The 17,003-nt window shown below is 69.7% G+C and carries 16 protein-coding genes; 3 read left to right on the top strand and 13 right to left on the bottom strand.

What is annotated here, in order from left to right; all coding sequences use genetic code 11:
* Positions 1-66: 66 nt before the first annotated feature.
* Complete coding sequence (locus Aco04nite_RS14245) at positions 67-1,335, top strand: delta-60 repeat domain-containing protein (protein ID WP_212997689.1); 1,269 nt, start codon at positions 67-69, stop codon at positions 1,333-1,335.
* Between the two features lie 37 nt (positions 1,336-1,372).
* Here the strand turns inward: Aco04nite_RS14245 and Aco04nite_RS14240 are convergent, their stop codons facing one another.
* From Aco04nite_RS14240 to Aco04nite_RS14220, 5 genes are all read right to left on the bottom strand, one after another.
* Positions 1,373-1,957 carry a type III secretion system chaperone family protein gene (locus Aco04nite_RS14240; RefSeq protein ID WP_212997688.1) on the bottom strand — a complete coding sequence of 195 codons (585 nt, stop codon included), beginning with the start codon at positions 1,955-1,957 and terminating at the stop codon, positions 1,373-1,375.
* Positions 1,958-2,087: 130 nt separating this feature from the next.
* The gene (locus tag Aco04nite_RS14235; RefSeq protein ID WP_212997687.1) at positions 2,088-2,750 is read right to left on the bottom strand and encodes a DUF8185 domain-containing protein; all 663 of its coding nucleotides are present in this window, start codon (positions 2,748-2,750) and stop codon (positions 2,088-2,090) included.
* A gap of 2 nt (positions 2,751-2,752) precedes the next feature.
* A complete protein-coding gene (locus Aco04nite_RS14230) occupies positions 2,753-3,160 on the bottom strand; it encodes an acyl-CoA thioesterase (RefSeq protein WP_212997686.1) in 408 nt (135 codons plus the stop codon).
* Positions 3,161-3,232: 72 nt separating this feature from the next.
* A complete protein-coding gene (gene ettA, locus Aco04nite_RS14225; protein ID WP_212997685.1) occupies positions 3,233-4,909 on the bottom strand; it encodes an energy-dependent translational throttle protein EttA in 1,677 nt (558 codons plus the stop codon).
* 132 nt (positions 4,910-5,041) lie between these two features.
* Positions 5,042-5,587, bottom strand: a complete 546-nt coding sequence (locus Aco04nite_RS14220) for a hypothetical protein (RefSeq protein WP_244875983.1) — start codon at positions 5,585-5,587, stop codon at positions 5,042-5,044.
* Positions 5,588-5,717: 130 nt separating this feature from the next.
* Here Aco04nite_RS14220 and Aco04nite_RS14215 point away from each other — a divergent pair, with 130 nt between their 5' ends.
* On the top strand, positions 5,718-7,151 hold the full coding sequence (locus tag Aco04nite_RS14215) for an alpha,alpha-trehalose-phosphate synthase (UDP-forming) (RefSeq protein WP_212997683.1): 1,434 nt from the start codon (positions 5,718-5,720) through the stop codon (positions 7,149-7,151).
* Here the strand turns inward: Aco04nite_RS14215 and Aco04nite_RS14210 are convergent.
* Genes Aco04nite_RS14210 through cobC form a run of 4 tightly spaced genes read right to left on the bottom strand, consistent with a single transcriptional unit; the run spans position 7,140 to position 10,827 of the window.
* Positions 7,140-7,514 (bottom strand): VOC family protein, encoded by a 375-nt coding sequence (locus Aco04nite_RS14210; protein WP_244875982.1) that lies wholly within the window; start codon positions 7,512-7,514, stop codon positions 7,140-7,142. The two genes, Aco04nite_RS14215 and Aco04nite_RS14210, sit on opposite strands and share 12 nt — an antisense overlap.
* A 30-nt stretch (positions 7,515-7,544) precedes the next feature.
* On the bottom strand, positions 7,545-8,741 hold the full coding sequence (gene cobA / locus Aco04nite_RS14205) for a uroporphyrinogen-III C-methyltransferase (protein ID WP_212997682.1): 1,197 nt from the start codon (positions 8,739-8,741) through the stop codon (positions 7,545-7,547).
* Positions 8,738-9,790 carry a nicotinate-nucleotide--dimethylbenzimidazole phosphoribosyltransferase gene (gene cobT, locus Aco04nite_RS14200; protein WP_212997681.1) on the bottom strand — a complete coding sequence of 351 codons (1,053 nt, stop codon included), beginning with the start codon at positions 9,788-9,790 and terminating at the stop codon, positions 8,738-8,740. The genes cobA and cobT overlap by 4 nt, the downstream gene beginning before the upstream one ends.
* Positions 9,787-10,827: an Rv2231c family histidinol phosphate aminotransferase CobC gene (gene cobC, locus Aco04nite_RS14195; RefSeq protein WP_244875981.1), complete on the bottom strand. Its 1,041-nt coding sequence runs from the start codon at positions 10,825-10,827 to the stop codon at positions 9,787-9,789. Before cobC ends, cobT begins: the two co-directional genes overlap by 4 nt.
* Positions 10,828-10,911: 84 nt before the next feature.
* Here cobC and Aco04nite_RS14190 point away from each other — a divergent pair, with 84 nt between their 5' ends.
* Positions 10,912-13,062: a transglycosylase domain-containing protein gene (locus tag Aco04nite_RS14190; RefSeq protein WP_244875980.1), complete on the top strand. Its 2,151-nt coding sequence runs from the start codon at positions 10,912-10,914 to the stop codon at positions 13,060-13,062.
* Here Aco04nite_RS14190 and Aco04nite_RS14185 read toward each other — a convergent pair.
* From Aco04nite_RS14185 to Aco04nite_RS14170, 4 genes are read right to left on the bottom strand one after another with little or no spacing between them, the layout of a single operon-like run.
* Positions 13,059-14,264 carry an ABC transporter permease gene (locus Aco04nite_RS14185; RefSeq protein ID WP_212997678.1) on the bottom strand — a complete coding sequence of 402 codons (1,206 nt, stop codon included), beginning with the start codon at positions 14,262-14,264 and terminating at the stop codon, positions 13,059-13,061. The genes Aco04nite_RS14190 and Aco04nite_RS14185 overlap by 4 nt on opposite strands.
* Positions 14,261-14,926 carry an ABC transporter ATP-binding protein gene (locus Aco04nite_RS14180; protein ID WP_212997677.1) on the bottom strand — a complete coding sequence of 222 codons (666 nt, stop codon included), beginning with the start codon at positions 14,924-14,926 and terminating at the stop codon, positions 14,261-14,263. Before Aco04nite_RS14180 ends, Aco04nite_RS14185 begins: the two co-directional genes overlap by 4 nt.
* The gene (locus Aco04nite_RS14175; RefSeq protein WP_212997676.1) at positions 14,923-16,119 is read right to left on the bottom strand and encodes an efflux RND transporter periplasmic adaptor subunit; all 1,197 of its coding nucleotides are present in this window, start codon (positions 16,117-16,119) and stop codon (positions 14,923-14,925) included. Before Aco04nite_RS14175 ends, Aco04nite_RS14180 begins: the two co-directional genes overlap by 4 nt.
* 2 nt (positions 16,120-16,121) lie before the next feature.
* Positions 16,122-16,973 (bottom strand): hypothetical protein, encoded by an 852-nt coding sequence (locus tag Aco04nite_RS14170; protein WP_212997675.1) that lies wholly within the window; start codon positions 16,971-16,973, stop codon positions 16,122-16,124.
* Between the last annotated feature and the right edge of the window lie 30 nt (positions 16,974-17,003).

Here is a 17,003-nt window from a genome sequence, read left to right as displayed (position 1 = left end):
GCGCATCTTCGGGGCATCACCCTTCGTTGATCGGATGACCTTTTGCCGATCCCAGGAGCCGCCCCCATGCGACGCCGTCCGTTCGCCGCCGCGCTGACCAGCGCCGCTCTGCTCTGCGCCACGCTACTGGGCGCGCCGCCGGCTGCGGCCGACATGGCGCAGCCCGGGGTCGTCTCGGCGAACCCGGTCGATTTCACCCCGCACGTGGTCGAGGGAACGGTGTGGGCGCTGGCGGTTGTCGGTGACACCGTGGTGGTCGGCGGCAGCTTCGACAAGATCCAGGATCACGCGCGGAAGACGACCTACAACCGCAAGAACATCTTCGCGTACGGGCTCCGCGACGGCGCCATCCGCTCGTTCGCCCCCACTGTGGACGGAGCCGTGTACGCGCTCTCCGCCGGCGCGGACGGCACGGTCTACACCGGTGGCTCGTTCCGTACGGTCAACGGGGTGGCCCAGCGCGGCCTGGCCCGGCTCCGGCTCTCCGACAGCTCCCGGGTCTCCGGCTTCACCGCGAAAATCAACTGGGGCGACGTACGCGCACTGGCCGTCCGCGGCTCCCGGCTCTACGCCGGCGGCACGTTCTCCGCGGTCAACGGCGTGACCCGGGTCGGGCTGGCCCGGCTGAACACGACGTCCGGCGCGGTCGACAGCGGATTCGACGCGAAACTCTCCGCACCGGGACTCAGCCGCACGCGGGTCGAGCACTTCGACGTGTCCCCGGACGGCACGCGGCTGGTCGCGATCGGCGCGCTCCTCAAGGTCGGCACGGCCACGCGTACGCAGATCGCCATGTTCAACACGTCGGGGGCGAGCGCGGCGCTGATGAGCTGGTACACCGACTTGTACAAGGCGGAATGCAAGGACGTCTTCGACACGTACCTGCGTCAGGTGAAGTTCTCCCCCGACGGCTCGTACTTCGTGGTGACGTCGACCGGCCAGGCCGCCTCCCCGACCCTGCCCTGCGACGCGGCGGCCCGCTTCAACACCGCCGGCGGCGGCAGGCACAACCCGGTCTGGATCCAGCGCACCGGCGGCGACTCCCTCTACGGCGTCGCGGTCACCGGCTCCGCGATCTACGTCGGCGGCCACCAGCGCTACATGGACAACCCCTACGGCACCGACGACACCGGCCCCGGCAAAGGCGCCGTGAAACGAGAAGGCATCGGCGCCATCAACCCCACCACCGGCAAGACCCTCTCCTGGAACCCGGGTCGCGAACGCGGCGAGGGCGTCCGCGTCTTCCAGGTCGTCCCCAACGGCCTCATCGTCGGCTCCGACACCGACCACCTCGGCGGGGAGTATCACGGCAGCCTGGGCATGTTCCCGCTCTGAAAAATGGGGGGAGCCGAGGCTCCCCCCATTCAGAGACTCAGAGCAGAGCACCCTCATCGTGCAACCAGTCCACAAACGACGTAGCTACCGCGGCCCCGCAGTCGAGCATCTCGACCAGCAGAGCGTCATGCGCGCCCGAGGCCAACGGAATCTGCAGCTCAGCGTAGATAGGAAGCTGCCCGCGCTCGGTCGGATCGCCGATGTAGGCCTTGCAGAACCGCCGCGTGTGGTTCCACTCGTTGACGACGCGGTAGGCGCGGTCGGCCCAGTCGGGCGGGACGGTCGCGTGCGGGCGGGCCCGCATCACGAGGATCTCGTCGTCGGGGCCCTCGAGGGTGACCAGCACGGCGTGCCGTTCCCACATGGCGAGCAGGCTTCCGCCGCCGTCGGCGAGGAATCGGATGTCGAGCAGGTCGAGGCCCTTGCCGATCCGGGTGAGATCGACCGGGGCGACCTGGTCGGGTTCGTCGATCGCGGAAAGGTCGGCGGACGGCTTCGGAGCACGCTCGGGCTCACGCTGCGTCGGTACGCCGACACGGATACCGCTCTGCAGGGCGACCTCGCCGCCGCCTTCGGACTCGCTGTCTCCGGACGTTCCGGGACGCCATGACCACCACGGCATCGTTGTGCACCTCACTCCCCAGCAGGTCAAACCGCCGGACGTAGCGGTGGACCCGGGGGCGACGGTACCCGTACAGACCGTGGAGGTCATCCCCTCAAAGGGAGGGCGCGACCGGATGTCCGATGCAGCATCACCCTTTCGGATGACCACCTATAGGCATAACAGTCAATTCTTGGACGGGCTGTAGCCAGGCGACTCCATATGGTGCAGAAAGTCCCACCCAGCGCCCCGCGACACACACCCGGGTACCGGGGACGTCCGTCCCTTCAGGACCGAGAAAACCCATCCGGGAGATGGCTTGGACGAGTCGCTGCGGCACTTCGACGGGTACGCCGTCAGGTGGCGTGACGACCAACGCAACGTGATCGAGCAACGCGTCGCGGACCTGGCGCTGGCCCACCGCCCGGCCACCCGTCAGACCGGTCTCGGTGACCTCGCGCAGCGTTCCGGCTGCGGCCTCGGCGAGCCGGAGGATCTCGGCGCCCGCGACCGACTCGACAACCTGGCCGTTCGCGGGCGGCAACGGCCACCGCCACTCGGCGTCCCTGCGCGCCGGGAGCGTGGTGCCGCCGGAGGCGAGAGTCGCGAGCAGTTCGGCGGCGGCGACGGTGGCGTCACCCGGGCCCGGACCGGCCACGTCGCGGGTCACCAGGACACCCCAGGGCAGTCGTGCCCACAACGCGGTGCGGCCCTTGCCGGAGCGCAGGCGGACGGGCAGCGCGCGATCGAGGCGGGCCAGCCGGACCAGGAACGCGCCGGCGTCCGGGACCCCGAGAATCCCGTGGTCGGTCATGCTCACACTTCCAGGTACGGCTTGAGGAATTCCCGTTCCGGCTCGCTCAGCCTGCGCGGAAAACCCGCCTTCAGGTTGTACGGCACGCAGACCGACTTGGCGCGGCTGGCGAGCACGTCCTCGTCGAAGAGCTCGTACGACACCGTGAACGACGCCGCTCGAAGCTGCGAGACCCACAGCTCGATCCGGACCGCTTCGCCGTAGTCGACCGGTCGCAGATAGTCGACCTCGTGCCGGGAGATGACGATGCCCTCCTCGAACGAGGTCACGCCCAGCGCCCGCGCGGCGGTGAAGAAGAGCGCAACGCGCGCCTCCTCGTACAGCGTGAGGAAGCGCGCGTTGTTGACGTGGCCGTACGCGTCCATGTCGGACCAGCGGACAGCCACGTCGTAGATGAACCTGTCACTCACGGTTCGGCCTGGGATTTCCGCTGCGGATGGGCTCAGTCACGGTTTGACCTGGGTTTTCCGCTGCGGATGGGCTCAGTCACGGGTCAGCTTGCGGTACGTGACCCGGTGCGGACGGGCCGCGTCGGCGCCGAGCCGGTCGATCTTGTTCTTCTCGTACGCGTCGAAGTTGCCCTCGAACCAGAACCACTTGTCGGGGTTCTCGTCGGTGCCCTCCCACGCGAGCATGTGCGTGGTGACCCGGTCGAGGAACATCCGGTCGTGGGAGATGACCACGGCGCAGCCCGGGAACTCGAGCAGCGCGTTCTCGAGGCTGCCCAGGGTCTCGACGTCCAGGTCGTTCGTGGGTTCGTCGAGGAGCAGGACGTTGCCGCCGATCTTCAGCGTCATCGCCAGGTTGAGCCGGTTGCGCTCACCGCCGGAGAGGACCTTGACGGGCTTCTGCTGGTCCGGGCCCTTGAAACCGAACGCGGCCACGTAGGCGCGCGACGGCATCTCGACCTTGCCGACCATCATGTGGTCCAGGCCGTCCGAGACGACCTCCCAGACCGTCTTCGTACCGTCCAGGCCGCTGCGGCTCTGGTCCACGTAGGACAGCTTGACGGTCTCGCCGACCCGCACCGCACCCTCGTCCGGCGCCTCGAGCCCGACGATGGTCTTGAACAGCGTGGTCTTGCCGACGCCGTTCGGGCCGATGATGCCGACGATGCCGTTGCGCGGCAGCGAGAACGACAGGTGGTCGATGAGCGTACGCCCATCGAAGCCCTTGACCAGGTCCTTGGATTCGATGACCGTGTTGCCCAGCCGCGGGCCCGGCGGGATCTGGATCTCCTCGAAGTCCAGCTTGCGGGTCTTCTCCGCCTCGTTCGCCATCTCGTCGTAGCGGTCGAGCCGGGACTTGCTCTTGGTCTGGCGCGCTTTGGCGTTGGACCGGACCCACTCGAGCTCGTCCGCGAGGCGCTTCTTGAGCTTGGCGTCCTTGCGACCCTCGACCGCGAGGCGCTGGGCCTTCTTGTCGAGGTAGGTGGAGTAGTTGCCCTCGTACGGGTACGTCCGGCCGCGGTCGAGCTCGAGGATCCACGTCGCCACGTTGTCGAGGAAGTACCGGTCGTGCGTGATGGCGATGACGGTGCCGGCGTACTTGGCGAGGTGCTGTTCCAGCCACGACACGCTCTCGGCGTCGAGGTGGTTGGTGGGCTCGTCGAGCAGCAGCAGGTCGGGCGCCTCGAGCAGCAGCTTGCACAGGGCCACCCGGCGGCGCTCACCACCGGAGAGCTGGGTGACGTCGGCGTCCGGCGGCGGGCAGCGCAGCGCGTCCATGGCGAGCTCGAGCTGGGAGTCGAGGTCCCACGCGTTCGCGTTGTCGAGCTCCTCCTGGAGCTTGCCCATCTCTTCCATGAGCTCGTCGGTGTAGTCGGTCGCCATCTCCTCGGCGATCGCGTTGAACCGCGCGAGTTTCGCCTTCACCTCGGTGACCGCTTCCTCGATGTTGCCGAGGACCGTCTTCGAGTCGTTGAGCGGAGGCTCCTGGGCGAGCATGCCGACGGTGTTGCCGGGCATCAGCCGGGCATCGCCGTTGCTGACGGTGTCGATGCCCGCCATGATCTTGAGCAGGGAAGACTTACCGGCGCCGTTCGGACCGACGACACCGATCTTGACCCCGGGCAGGAAGTTCAGCGTCACATTGTCGAGCACGACCTTGTCGCCGTGCGCCTTGCGCGCCTTCTCCAGGGTGTAGATGAACTGGGCCACAGTGCGGCCTACCTCCGTGATCGTGATTTCCGGTGCCGGAACGGAGGCCCAATCTTTCCAGGTCGCTCCACGGCCTTCTACATCAACCCCGGGCAGCGCACAAGGATTCCCCGACCGCGTTGACCCAGGGGGTTACTCGGGGTGGACCGCGTACTCGTACTTCTGACCGGTCTTTGTGCGTACGCGCAGCTCTTCGTCGTTGACCACGAAGGTCGCGCCGTCCTTGGCGGTGGCGGTGTAGGTGTCGCCGTCCTGACTCACGTCGCTGAGGAACAGGGCGGTCTCACCCTCGATCCACTTGGCGTCCTGGCCGCCCTTGTTGGCCTGGTAATACAGGCTGCCCGCCGGGTCCTGGCAGATCCAGACCGAGGTACCGGTCGCCTCCGCGCGTACCCGCAGGACCTGGGTAAGGGTACCGGTGAAGCCGAGCCTGCGCGCGGTCGCCTGCATCTCGGGTGGGCATTCGACCCCGGCGGGAGCGTTCTCGGTCGGGCCGCCGTCCTCCGGTACCCCGCCCGGATCGACCGGCGACTGCTGCGCGGCGCGGTCGTAGCGGCTGTGCTCGGTGCCCAGCGCGAAGCCGGCGGAGATCCCGATGATCGCCAGAAACACGGTGGCAATGACCACAGGGAAGAACAGCGGCCGCCGTGGCGGGGAAAGATCGTCGGACAGGCTCACCGGCCAAGGATGGCATTTCTGTGCCACCCGTCATCCAGCACGGCCGGATGGTCCCTCGACAGGCCCCGGCTGGCTACGCACAGTAGGCTCGTCAGCGGGGAACCAAGATTGACCCGGAGGTGCACTCAGCGTGGCCGAACGAAGTTCCTTCGTCGTAGTAGCCAACCGCCTGCCCGTGGACGAGGTCATCGTCGACGGCGAGCGGCAGTGGCGCCCGAGCCCCGGCGGTCTCGTCACCGCCCTGCATCCGGTGCTCAAGGAGCATCGAGGCACGTGGATCGGGTGGGCCGGCGGCGACGGGGAGGCACCCGATCCGTTCGAGCTCGAGGGCATCAACATCCATCCGGTGCCGCTGAGCGCCGAGGAGCTCGAGCGCTACTACGAGGGCCAGTCCAACGCGACGATCTGGCCGCTGTACCACGACGCCGTCGAGACACCCGTGTACAAGCGCCGCTGGCGTGAGGCGTACCGGATCGTCAACGAACGGTTCGCGAAGGCCGCCGCGGAGGTCGCCGAGGAGGGCGCCACGGTCTGGGTGCAGGACTACCAGTTGCAGCTGGTGCCGGCGATGCTCCGCGACATGCGTCCCGACCTGCGCATCGGTTTCTTCCTGCACATCCCGTTCCCGCCGATCGAGCTGTTCATGCAGATGCCGTTCCGCGCCGAGATCCTGCGCGGGCTGCTCGGCGCCGACCTGGTGGGGTTCCAGCAGCGGCTCGCCGCGCAGAACTTCGTGCGCCTGGCGCGGCACCTGCTCGGTCTGCGCTACGTGGGGCAGTCGATCCAGGTCGACGGGCGCCAGGTCAAGGCCGGTGCCTTCCCGATCAGCATCGACACCAAGGACATGGAGCGGCTCGCCGCGGACCCGAGGGTCCAGGCCCGGGCCAAGGAGATCCGTGCCGAGCTGGGCGACCCGGAGACGATCATCCTGGGTGTCGACCGGCTCGACTACACCAAGGGCATCGAGCTGCGCCTCAAGGCGTTCCGCGAGCTGCTCTCCGACGGCAAGCTCAAGGTGCCGGACGCCGTGATGGTGCAGGTGGCGACGCCGAGCCGGGAGCGCGTCGAGCACTACCAGACCCTGCGGGTGAAGGTCGAGCGCGAGGTCGGCCGGATCAACGGCGAGTTCGGCAAGGTCGGCATGCCGGCGGTGCACTACCTGCACCAGTCGATGAGCAAGCAGGAGCTCGCCGCGCTGTACGTCGCCGCGGACGTGATGATGGTGACGCCCCTTCGCGACGGCATGAACCTCGTCGCGAAGGAGTACGTCGCCTGCCGCTCGGACAAGGGCGGCGCGCTGGTGCTCAGCGAGTTCGCGGGTGCGGCCACCGAGCTGCGTCAGGCGTTCCTGTGCAACCCGCACGATCCCGACGGCGTGAAGGATGCGCTGCTGCGCGCGGTCGCCGCCGAGCCGGCCGAGCTCAAGCGGCGGATCCGCGTCATGCAGCGCCATCTGCGTACCCATGATGTGGCGGAATGGGCCCGCGCCTTCCTGAAGGAACTGGGTGTCACCGACGGCTCGGAGAGCCTCGAGGCGAAGCCCGTGGAGACGTCAGAGGAATAGGCAGAACGGATGGCCGGCCGGGTCGAGATAGACCCAGACGTCCTCCTGCGGCTGGTAGTCGGCCCTGATGGCCCCGGATTTCTCGGCGTGCGCGCCTGCCTCGTCGAGGTCGGTGACGTGGATGTCGAGGTGCACGCTCATCTGGGGGTCATCGGGGCCGGCCGGCCAGACCGGGCGTTCGTAGCGCGGCTCGGTCTGGAACGACAGCCCCGGCCCGGCGTCCGGGGCGCCCAGCTTCACCCAGTCCGGCTCGTCCTGCACGACGTTCCAGCCCAGCAGGCGCTGGTAGAACGCCGCGAGTTCCTGCGCGTCGGGGGAATCGAGAACCACCCCGGCGAGAATCATCTGCGGTCGCTCGCTCATACGGTGCGCCATACCCACTTCGTACGGTGACTACCCCAATACGTTGACGACATCGCCGACGACCACGACGGCCGGTGGACGCAGCCCCGCAGCCGCGGTCGCCGCGGCGACTTCTCCGAGCGTGCTGCGCAGCACCCGCTGGGACGAGGTCGAGCCCTCCTGGACGACGGCGGCCGGGGTCTTCTCGCCACGGCCCTCGGCGATCAGCCGTTCGGCGATTCTCGGCAGGTTCTTGAGCCCCATCATGATCACCAGGGTCCCCCGCAGCCGGGCCAGCGCCGCCCAGTCCACGAGGGACAGCTCGCTCTCCGGCGGCACGTGGCCGGAGACCACGGTGAACTCGTGGGCGACCCCGCGGTGGGTCACCGGGATGCCGGCCAGCTCGGGCGCGGCGATGGAACTGGTCACCCCGGGCACCACGGTGACGGGTACGCCGGCCTCGGCACAAGCCAGCACCTCCTCGCCCCCGCGCCCGAAGACGAACGAGTCGCCGCCCTTGAGCCGCACGACGAACTTCCCGGCCTTCGCCCGCTCGACGAGGATCCGGTTGATCTCCTCCTGCGCGGCGGACGGGCCGTAGGGGATCTTGGCCGCGTCGACCAGCTCCACCTCGGGGCGCAGCTCGTCGAGGAGCATCCCGGGCACGAGCCGGTCGGTGACCACGACGTCGGCGCGGTTCAGCAGGCGGCGGCCCTTCACCGTGATCAGCTCGGCATCACCGGGGCCACTGCCGACGAGCACCACCTGGCCCGGTTGCGCGGCGTGCGGCCCGGCCTCGGGGATGTCCTGAATCGCAGCGGCGACCAGATCACGCACAGCCATGGCCCGTTGCCGGTCACCACTGTCGGTCACCGCCACGGTCACCTCACCCTGCCTGGCGACCGCGGGGGTCCAGGCCGTCGCGGCGGTGCGGTCGTCCGCTCGTACACAGAAGACCCGGCGCTGCTCGGCAGCGAGGGTGACCTGCCCGGCGGCCTCCGGGTCGTCGACGGCGACGTGCACGAGCCAGGCACCGTCCACGTCGGACGGCTCGAAACGCCGCTCCTGCCAGGTGAGCCGGCCGGCGTCGGCGTGTGCCAGCAGCGCGGGGGTGAGCACCGGCGACACGATGTCCACCAGCGCACCCGCAGCGAGCAGCGCGGGGACCCGGCGGGTCGCCACCGCGCCGCCGCCCACCACGAGCACCCGGCGGCCGTCGAGCTTGAGCGCCAAGGGGTAGAGATTCACTTTTCGGAGACTCCCGCCGAATCAAACGTCGCAACCTCACGCAGGACCCGCACCGCGGCCGCCACCAGCGGCAACGCCAGGGCGGCCCCGGTGCCCTCGCCCAGCCGCAGGCCCAGGTCGAGCAGCGGGGTCAGGCCGAGGTTGGCAAGGGCCACGGAGGCGCCCGGCTCGGCGGAGCGGTGCCCGGCGACCATAGCGGCGACGGAGTTGGGTGCCAGGGCGGCCGCCACGAGCGCGGCCGACGCGGCGATGACGCCGTCGATGATCACCGGGACGCGGTAGGACGCGGCGCCGAGGATGAAGCCGGCCAGGGCGGCGTGCTCCAGACCGCCGACGGCGGCGAGCGTCGTGATCGGCTGGGCCGGGTCGGGCTCGTGCAGCGCGAGGGCCCTGGTGATGACGTCGATCTTCCGTGCGTACGTCTCGTCGTCGACGCCCGTGCCCCGCCCGGTGACATCGGCGGGCGACGCCCCGGTGAACGCCGCGATCAACGCCGCAGCCGGAGTGGTGTTCGCGATTCCCATGTCGCCGGTGAGCAGGCATTTCGCCCCGCCCTCGACGAGCGCGCCGGCGACCGAGAGCCCGACCTGGATCGCGGTCAGCGCCTCGTCCTCGCTCATCGCGGTGGTGACGGCCAGGTCGTGGGTGCCCCGGCGGATGTTGGCCTCGAGCAGGTTCTCGCCGCCGTGCAGCGGGATCTTCACGCCGACGTCGACCACCATGATCGAGGCGTCGACCTGCCGGGCGAACGCGTTGATCGTCGCGCCGCCGGCGATGAAGTTCGCGACCATCTGCGCGGTGACCTCCTGCGGCCACGGCGTCACGCCCTGCGCGTGCACGCCGTGGTCACCGGCGAAGACCGCGATCGCGGCCGGCTCGGGCATCGGCGGCGGGCACGTGCCGGCCAGCCCGGCGAGGCGTACGGACAGCTCCTCGAGGACGCCCAGCGAGCCGGCCGGCTTGGTCAGGCGGCCCTGCAGCTCGCGAGCGGCGGCCATGGCCTGCTCATCGGCGGGACCGATCGCGGCGAGGGTCGTCTCCAGGGTCACTGTCGCTCCTTCAGCACATCGTTCAGCGTCGCGAGGAACGCGTCGGTAGTGGCAGTGTCGCGCACCGCCACTCGTAGCCAATCGGCGCCCAGCCCCGGAAACGTGTCGCCGCGCCGTACGGCGTACCCACGTCTGCGCAGCTCAAGGCGCACCTCAGCCGCATCCGGGACGCGCAGCGCGACAAACGCGGAGGCCGGGACCCCGGCAACAGTGACGGTCGGCACGCCGCGCAGCCCGGCAACCAGGTGGTCCCGCTCCCGTGCCATGGCCGTGGCGATCTCCTTCTCGGCGGCGACCGCGGCGGGCGACGCGCAGGCCTCGGCCGCGGCGAGAGCGGGAGTCGAGACCGCCCAGAGGGGGCGCGCCCGGGCGAGGGTGGTGATCAGTTCCGGTTCGGCCAGGGCGTACCCGATCCGCAGGCCGGCCAGGCCCCAGGTCTTGGTCAGGCTGCGCAGGACGATCAGTCCCGCGGTGGTGTCCCCCGCGAGCGACTCCCGGTCGAAGGTCGTGTCGGCGAAGGCCTCGTCGACGACCACGGTCCGTCCGGGCCTGATCAACGTCGCGATGTCGCCGGCCGGGTGCAGCACCGAGGTCGGGTTGGTCGGGTTGCCGATGACCACCAGGTCGGCGTCCTCCGGGACCAGCGCCGGGTCGAGCCGGAAGCCGTCCTCCTCGCGCAGCAGCACGCGGTGCACCTCGTGACCGGCATTGAGCAGCGCCGCCTCGGGCTCGGTGAACTGCGGGTGCACCACGACCGCCCGGCGTGGCTTCAACGCCTGGGCGATCAGCACGAAGGCCTGCGCCGCACCGGCGGTGAGCAGGACCTCCTCCGGCGCACGGCCGTGCTTCGCGGCGGTCGCCCTGGTCGCCCGGGTCTCATCGGGGTACGCGGCGAGCTCGCTCATCGCCGTGGTGAGAGGACCGGCGAGCCAGGACGGCATCGCCTGGTGCCGGACGTTCACGGCGAGGTCGACCAGCCCCGGGGCTACCTCCGCGTCCCCGTGGTGGTGCAGATCCGGGCCCTTTTTCACATCCACCACGTCAGCATGACGGACGGGAAACGAGCGCAATACTTCGGCCGTTCCGACGGGACATGAGGCGATTTGTCATACCTTCAAAGGGTGAAGCAGACGAGACTCGCCAAAGCCGGACGGATCTCCCCGCTCATCCGAGCGGGCCTCATCGCGGGCGTCGTGATCGCGGGTCTGATCTTCCCGCTGGTCGCGCTCGCCGGGGTCGGTGCCAAGGAAGGCGCGGACGCCCTGCAGAGCATGCCCGAGGAACTCACGGTAGTGCCTTCGGCCCAGACCACCTACGTGTACGCGAACGACGGCAAGACGCTGCTCACGATGTTCTACGAGGAGCATCGCAAGCCGACGAAGATCGAGGACATGTCGCCGTACATCACGCAGGCGATCGTGGCCTCGGAAGACACCCGCTTCTACGAGCACAACGGCGTCGACGCGAAGGGCGTGGCCCGCGCATTCGTCGCCAACCAGCAGGCCGGTGGCGTTTCCCAGGGCGCCTCGACGCTGACCATGCAATACGTCCGCATGGCCCTGCGCGACGGCGCGAAAACCCCCAAGGAAGCACTCGAGGCGACCGAGCAGACCACCGCCCGCAAATTGCGCGAGATGCGGCTGGCGATCGAACTCGAGAAGCGCGTCTCGAAGCAGGAAATCCTCCAGCGTTATCTGAACTCCGCCTACTTCGGGCACCGGGCGTACGGCATCTTCGCCGCCGCCGAGGTCTTCTTCTCAAAAACCCCCAAGAAGCTCACTCTGACCGAGGCGGCGTTGCTCGCCGGCCTGGTCAAGGCACCCTCCGCGTACGACCCGGCGACCAACAACCAGCGCGAGGCCACCGAACGCCGCAACTACGTGATCGACCAGATGGTCAAGATGGGTTCGATCACCGCCGGCCAGGCCCGCGCGGCGCAGAAATCGAAGATCAAACTCAAGCTGACAACACCGCCGAACGGCTGCCCCTCGGTCCCGAAGAAGCACAACGACTGGGGCTTCTTCTGCGATTACCTGCGCAATTGGTGGATGGAGCAACCGGCCTTCGGGTCGAACGCCCAGGAACGCCTCGAAAACCTTCGCCGCGGTGGCTACAAAATCGTGACGACGATCGACCCCGACATCCAGGCCTCGGCAATGGAACACATTCTGGACAAGGAGAAGAAGAAGAGTGTGTACGCCCACGGCGAGGTCGTGATCGAACCGGGCACCGGCCGCATCAAGGCCATGGCGGTCAACCGGCGCTATTCGCTGGACCAGAGCCACAACGGCGAGCACAGCGACGGACGGCGCCGGGAAGCGGTCCGCGGCAACTACCCCAACACCGTCAACCCGCTGCTCGGCGGTGGCGACATGGCCGGCTACCAGGCGGGCTCGACGTTCAAGATCTTCACGATGCTGGCCGCGCTGGACGACGGCATGCCGCTGAACACGAGCTTCTACGCCCCGCAGCGGTTCGTCTCCAAATACATCACCGCGCCGGGCCCGGCGACCTGCGGAACCCACTGGTGCCCGAAGAACTCCACCGCCTCGATGACGGGTAACCAGACGATGTGGAGCGGTTTCGGCAAATCGGTGAACACCTACTTCGTGCAGCTAGAGCAGAAGGTGGGGTCCGAGAAGGCGGTCAGGATGGCGGAACGGCTCGGCCTGAAATGGCGTACCGAGGTCGACCAGACCCTGGCCGGCCCGGACCACGCGGACGGCTGGGGTGCGTTCACCCTCGGCGTGAGCGACGCGACGCCCCTGGAGATGGCCAACGTCTTCGCCACCCTCGCGGCGGAAGGGAACTACTGCGAGCCCATCCCGGTGCGAGTGATCAACACCCGGGACGGCGCGTCGCTCGAGTACAAGGGCAAGAAGGTCGCCGGCCCTCGTTGCCACCAGGAGCTGCGCAAGGAGGTGGCCCTGGCCGCCACGGACGCGGCACGCTGCGTGACCGGCTACGGATCGGCTAAGGGCAACTGTGGCACCTGGGAGACCTCACCCATGGTGCACGCCATCCTCAACCGTCCGGTTGCGGGCAAGAGCGGGACCACGGACAGTAACCGCAGCGCGTGGTTCTGCGGCTTCACCCCGCAGCTGGCCGCCGCGGCCTTCGTCGCCGACCCGGACAACCCGGAGAACACCGTGGGAACCAGCCGGGGAACGATCTCGAAGTTCACGGTCGCGCAGACGTTGAAGGACGCGCTGAAGGGCCAGCCCAAGATGAAGTTCACGCCCCCGTCGGCGGAGATCGCCTACGGCGACTAACTCGGCCCTCGCAGCGCCTCCACGGGTTGCATGCGGGCGGCCCGCATCGCCGGGTAGAGGCCGGCGAGCAGCCCTACCAGCGCGCCGACCAGGGGGGACGCCGCCGCGAGAGTACCGTCGACAACCGGGGTCCACTGCTTGACGACGCTGATCGCGACCACCGCCAGGATGCCCGCGCTCGCGCCCACGATGCCGCCGAGCAGCCCGATGACCGTGGATTCGAGAAGAAACTGGATCGCGATGTCGCGGCGGCGGGCGCCCATCGCGCGGCGCAGGCCGATCTCGGCGGTGCGTTCCAGGACCGTAACGAGGGTGACGTTGGCAATGCCGAGAGCGCCCACGATCAGCGAGACCAGACCGAGGATCAGCAGCAGGCCGCTGACGTCGCGGGCGACGCCGCCGCGCAGGGACGCCGGATCGGGTGGCGCGTCCACTTCCAGGCCCTCGGGGTCGTTCGGGTCGAGCGCGACGGGCGCCTGCCGGGCGATCAGCTGCGCAGCGCCCAGCGCGGTGGTGATCGCCACCGTGCTGATCGGGCCCAGGTCCAGACCGTCGTCGGCCGCGGTCCACGGCAGGATCACCGCGGTGCCGAGCACCTGCTGGTCCTGCCGGCCGACCGTGCCGAGAATCCCGATCACCGTGAAGGCCGTCCCGTCGACGAGCACGGCCGGCTGATTGTCGATCCGGGTCAGGCCCAGTTGCTCGGCGGCCAGCGCACCGAGCACCGCCACCCGGTCGCGGCGGCGCACGTGCCCCGCGTCGAAGAACCGGCCGGCGGCGAGCGAGGCACGGGTCGCCGCCGGCAGCGTCTCGGTCGAGCCGAGGACGGGCAGCAGCCGGTCCAGGATGCGGGTCGGGTCGCGCACGGCGTTGGCCCGGACCGGAAGATCACGACCTTCGGGGGTACGCGACCAGGCCGCGATCGCCGTGACACCGTTCAGCCGAGCGACGTTGCCCGGAGCGCTCCACGACACGGCCGGCGGTGCGTCCTTGCCGGTAGGCACCGGAACGTGCACGGTGATCCCGGTGGCCGTCGCCGCGTCGAACCGGCCGGCGATCTGGTTGCCCGCCGTGGCCGACACGCCCAGCGTGGTGACCAGCGTGCCGATACCGACCACCACACCGGCGATCGTGAGCACCGTACGGGCCGGGCGTGCACCCACCCCGCTGACCGCCTCGGTGATCAGGTCCCGCACCTTCATGAGATCCGCCCGTCGGTGATGCGTACCCGCCGGTCCGCGCGCTCCGCCACCGTCGCGTCGTGGGTGATCACGAGCAGGGTGGCGCCGGCGGCCCGCAGGTCGTCGAAGAGGTCGAGCACCGAGGCGGTGTTCGCGCCGTCCAGGTTGCCGGTCGGCTCGTCGCACAGCAGCAGGGCCGGATCGCCGACCAGCGCGCGGGCGATCGCCACCCTCTGCCGTTCGCCACCGGAGAGCCGGCTGGGCAGGAACCGGTGCCGGTGCCCCAGGCCGACCCGGTCGAGTGCGGCGACCGCCCGAGTACGGCGGACGGCTGCCGGGACGCCGGTGTAGAGCCCGCCGAGCATCACGTTCTCCAGCACGCTGCGATACATGAGCAGATGGAAGGACTGGAACACGAACCCGATCCGGGAGCCACGCAGTTCGGTGCGGCGCCGATCGGCCATCGTGGTCGTCTCCGCGCCCTCGAACAGGTAGTTCCCCGAGCTCGGCACGTCGAGCAGGCCGAGCACGTTGAGCAGCGTCGACTTGCCCGAACCGGACGGCCCGACGATTGCCAGGTATTCACCGCGGCGGACGCGCAGGTCCACGCCCGCCAGCGCGGTCACCGGCGGGTCTGCGGGGAAGACCCGGTTCACCGCGATGAGCTCGAGGACGTACGTCATGAGCCGCTCACCACGACCCGCTCCCCCGCTGTGAGGGTGGCACCGCCGACCGGGGTGACCTCGACGTCGCCCCCGGCGGCCAGCCCCGGCTCGACCGGCACGTCGCGGCGGATGCCGGCGGAGTCGGCCACGGTCACCCGGGCCTGGCCGTCGGAGGCGGTGAAAACCGCGGCCACGGGTACGGCGAGCACCTCACCACTGGTCCGGCCGACCTCGATCGACACCTTCACCGACCTCCCGGCCCCGCTCCTGTCCCTGGGCGTCAGGATGATCGGCGTCCCCTCGCCCCCGGCGGCGCCGATCGCGGTCACCGTGGCCGCCGACTCGCCGCCGTCCTCGTCCTGCAGAGTCGCGGGGAGTCCCGTCCTGAGGAGCTCGGCATCCTCGGTCGCGACCGTCGCGTTCACCACCAGCGCCGGATCGGCCACGGTGGCCACCGCGCCGGACACCGGGTTGCCGGCCTTGGCGCTGACCGAGGTGACCCGCAAGGGCAGCCGCGGCAGGAAGACGATCTCACCGCTGGCGATGCTCACCCCGTACGTCTTGCGGAAGTCCGCCAGGTCGTTCCGCGCGTCCTTCAGCGGCTGCCCCTCGGCGCCGGTCACCGCCCGTTCGAGTTCCCGCAGCCGGTTGCGCTGCTCAGTCGTCGGCTCGACAGCCGCGTAACCGGCGCCCTGGTAGAGGGCGCGGACCGCGTCGAGCATGCTGTCGTTCACCGCCCCCGACCTCGCAAGCCCACGGTCCGGTAGCAGCCGGCGCAACGCGGCACGCACCTGGCGAACGTCGTCGCCCTCGCTGCCCAGGGTCAGCGTCCGGTACATCGGCACCGTCCCCTTCAGCACGAACACCGGCCGCCCGTTGATCTCCAGCAGGACATCCCCCTCCCGCAGGGTGCGCCCGGATGCGGATGCCTTGGTGACCAGCTGCGAACCGGACCCACCGTCGGCGGCCGCGACCGTGCCGGTCAGCGTGATCTGCCGCGCCTTGCCGTAGGTCACCGAGCCCTGCGTGACCACCTGGGAGGTGAGCAGCCGCCGCTCGACCGGGACCGTGACCAGCGAGGCCTCGGGGGCCCGGCGGGCGGCCGCGGCGTCGGCAGGTGAGCGGAGCCGGCTCGCCGCCATCCAGCCGCCCGCGCCGGTGGTCAGGGCGATTGCCGCGATGACGGCCACCATGCGGAAGGGGGTACGCATGCTCAGCCTTCCCCGCCGCCCCGGACGGCGACCGCGGCGTACTGCGTACGGGTGATCTCGGCGTAGTCACCGCGGCAGTCCAGATCGGCCAGCGCTGCCTTGACCTCGCGGGGCAGCTCATTCTTCGCCTGCGCCGCGGTGACGTCGTCGCCGTCCTGCAGCGGGTCGACGATCGAGTCGTACACGCCGTTCTCGACCTGGCCCGGCTCGGCCGAGGGGACCTTGTAACCCTTGCCGGTCAGGCAGTCGGCGTACTTCCGGGCGGCCCGCACGACCTTCGCGTCGGTCCGGTATTTCTCGTAGGCACGCTTGGCCTCCCTGGTCTCGGCCGAGTCGAGGTCGGTGGTGCCTAAGTACTTCTTGGCGGCGGCGGTAGCACACCCGTCGGCATCGGAACCACCCTTGGACTCGCTGCCCAGGGCCGCGTCGTACGCCTTCTGCCGGGTCGGGTCGAGCGCGGACCGGATCGCGTCGTTGGGGTTCGGGGCCGACGTGGGCTCCCTGACCTCCGGGTCGTCCGGCCATACGAGCTGGGCGTAGATGCCGAAGCCGTACTTCTTGCGGAAGTCCCGCAGCTCGTCGTCGCTCTTGAGCAGGCTCGCGGTCCCGGAGTAGTCCGCGGACGGGGCATTGGTCGTCAGGGGCGGCGGGACCTCGTACTGGAAACCCTTCGCCTTCATGCAGTCCGCGATCTCCTTCTCCGCGTTCTGGCGATTGGTAACCTCATCCGTCGTGCTCGCGCCGGCCCGGTCCGAGGCGGTGCTCTCGGCAGCCTCGTCAGCCGAGGAGCCGCAGCCGGTGAGCAGCAGTCCGGTCGTCAGCACTGCCAGGGGGATCCACATACGTCGTCGCATGCCGCAACTATCGGATTCGCGGCATTCCGC

This window comes from Winogradskya consettensis (genome assembly GCF_018332715.1).
Classification (GTDB): domain Bacteria; phylum Actinomycetota; class Actinomycetes; order Mycobacteriales; family Micromonosporaceae; genus Actinoplanes; species Actinoplanes consettensis.
The sequence above is the reverse complement of the archived record's forward strand: the minus strand, read 5'-3'. Positions and strand labels throughout refer to the sequence as shown.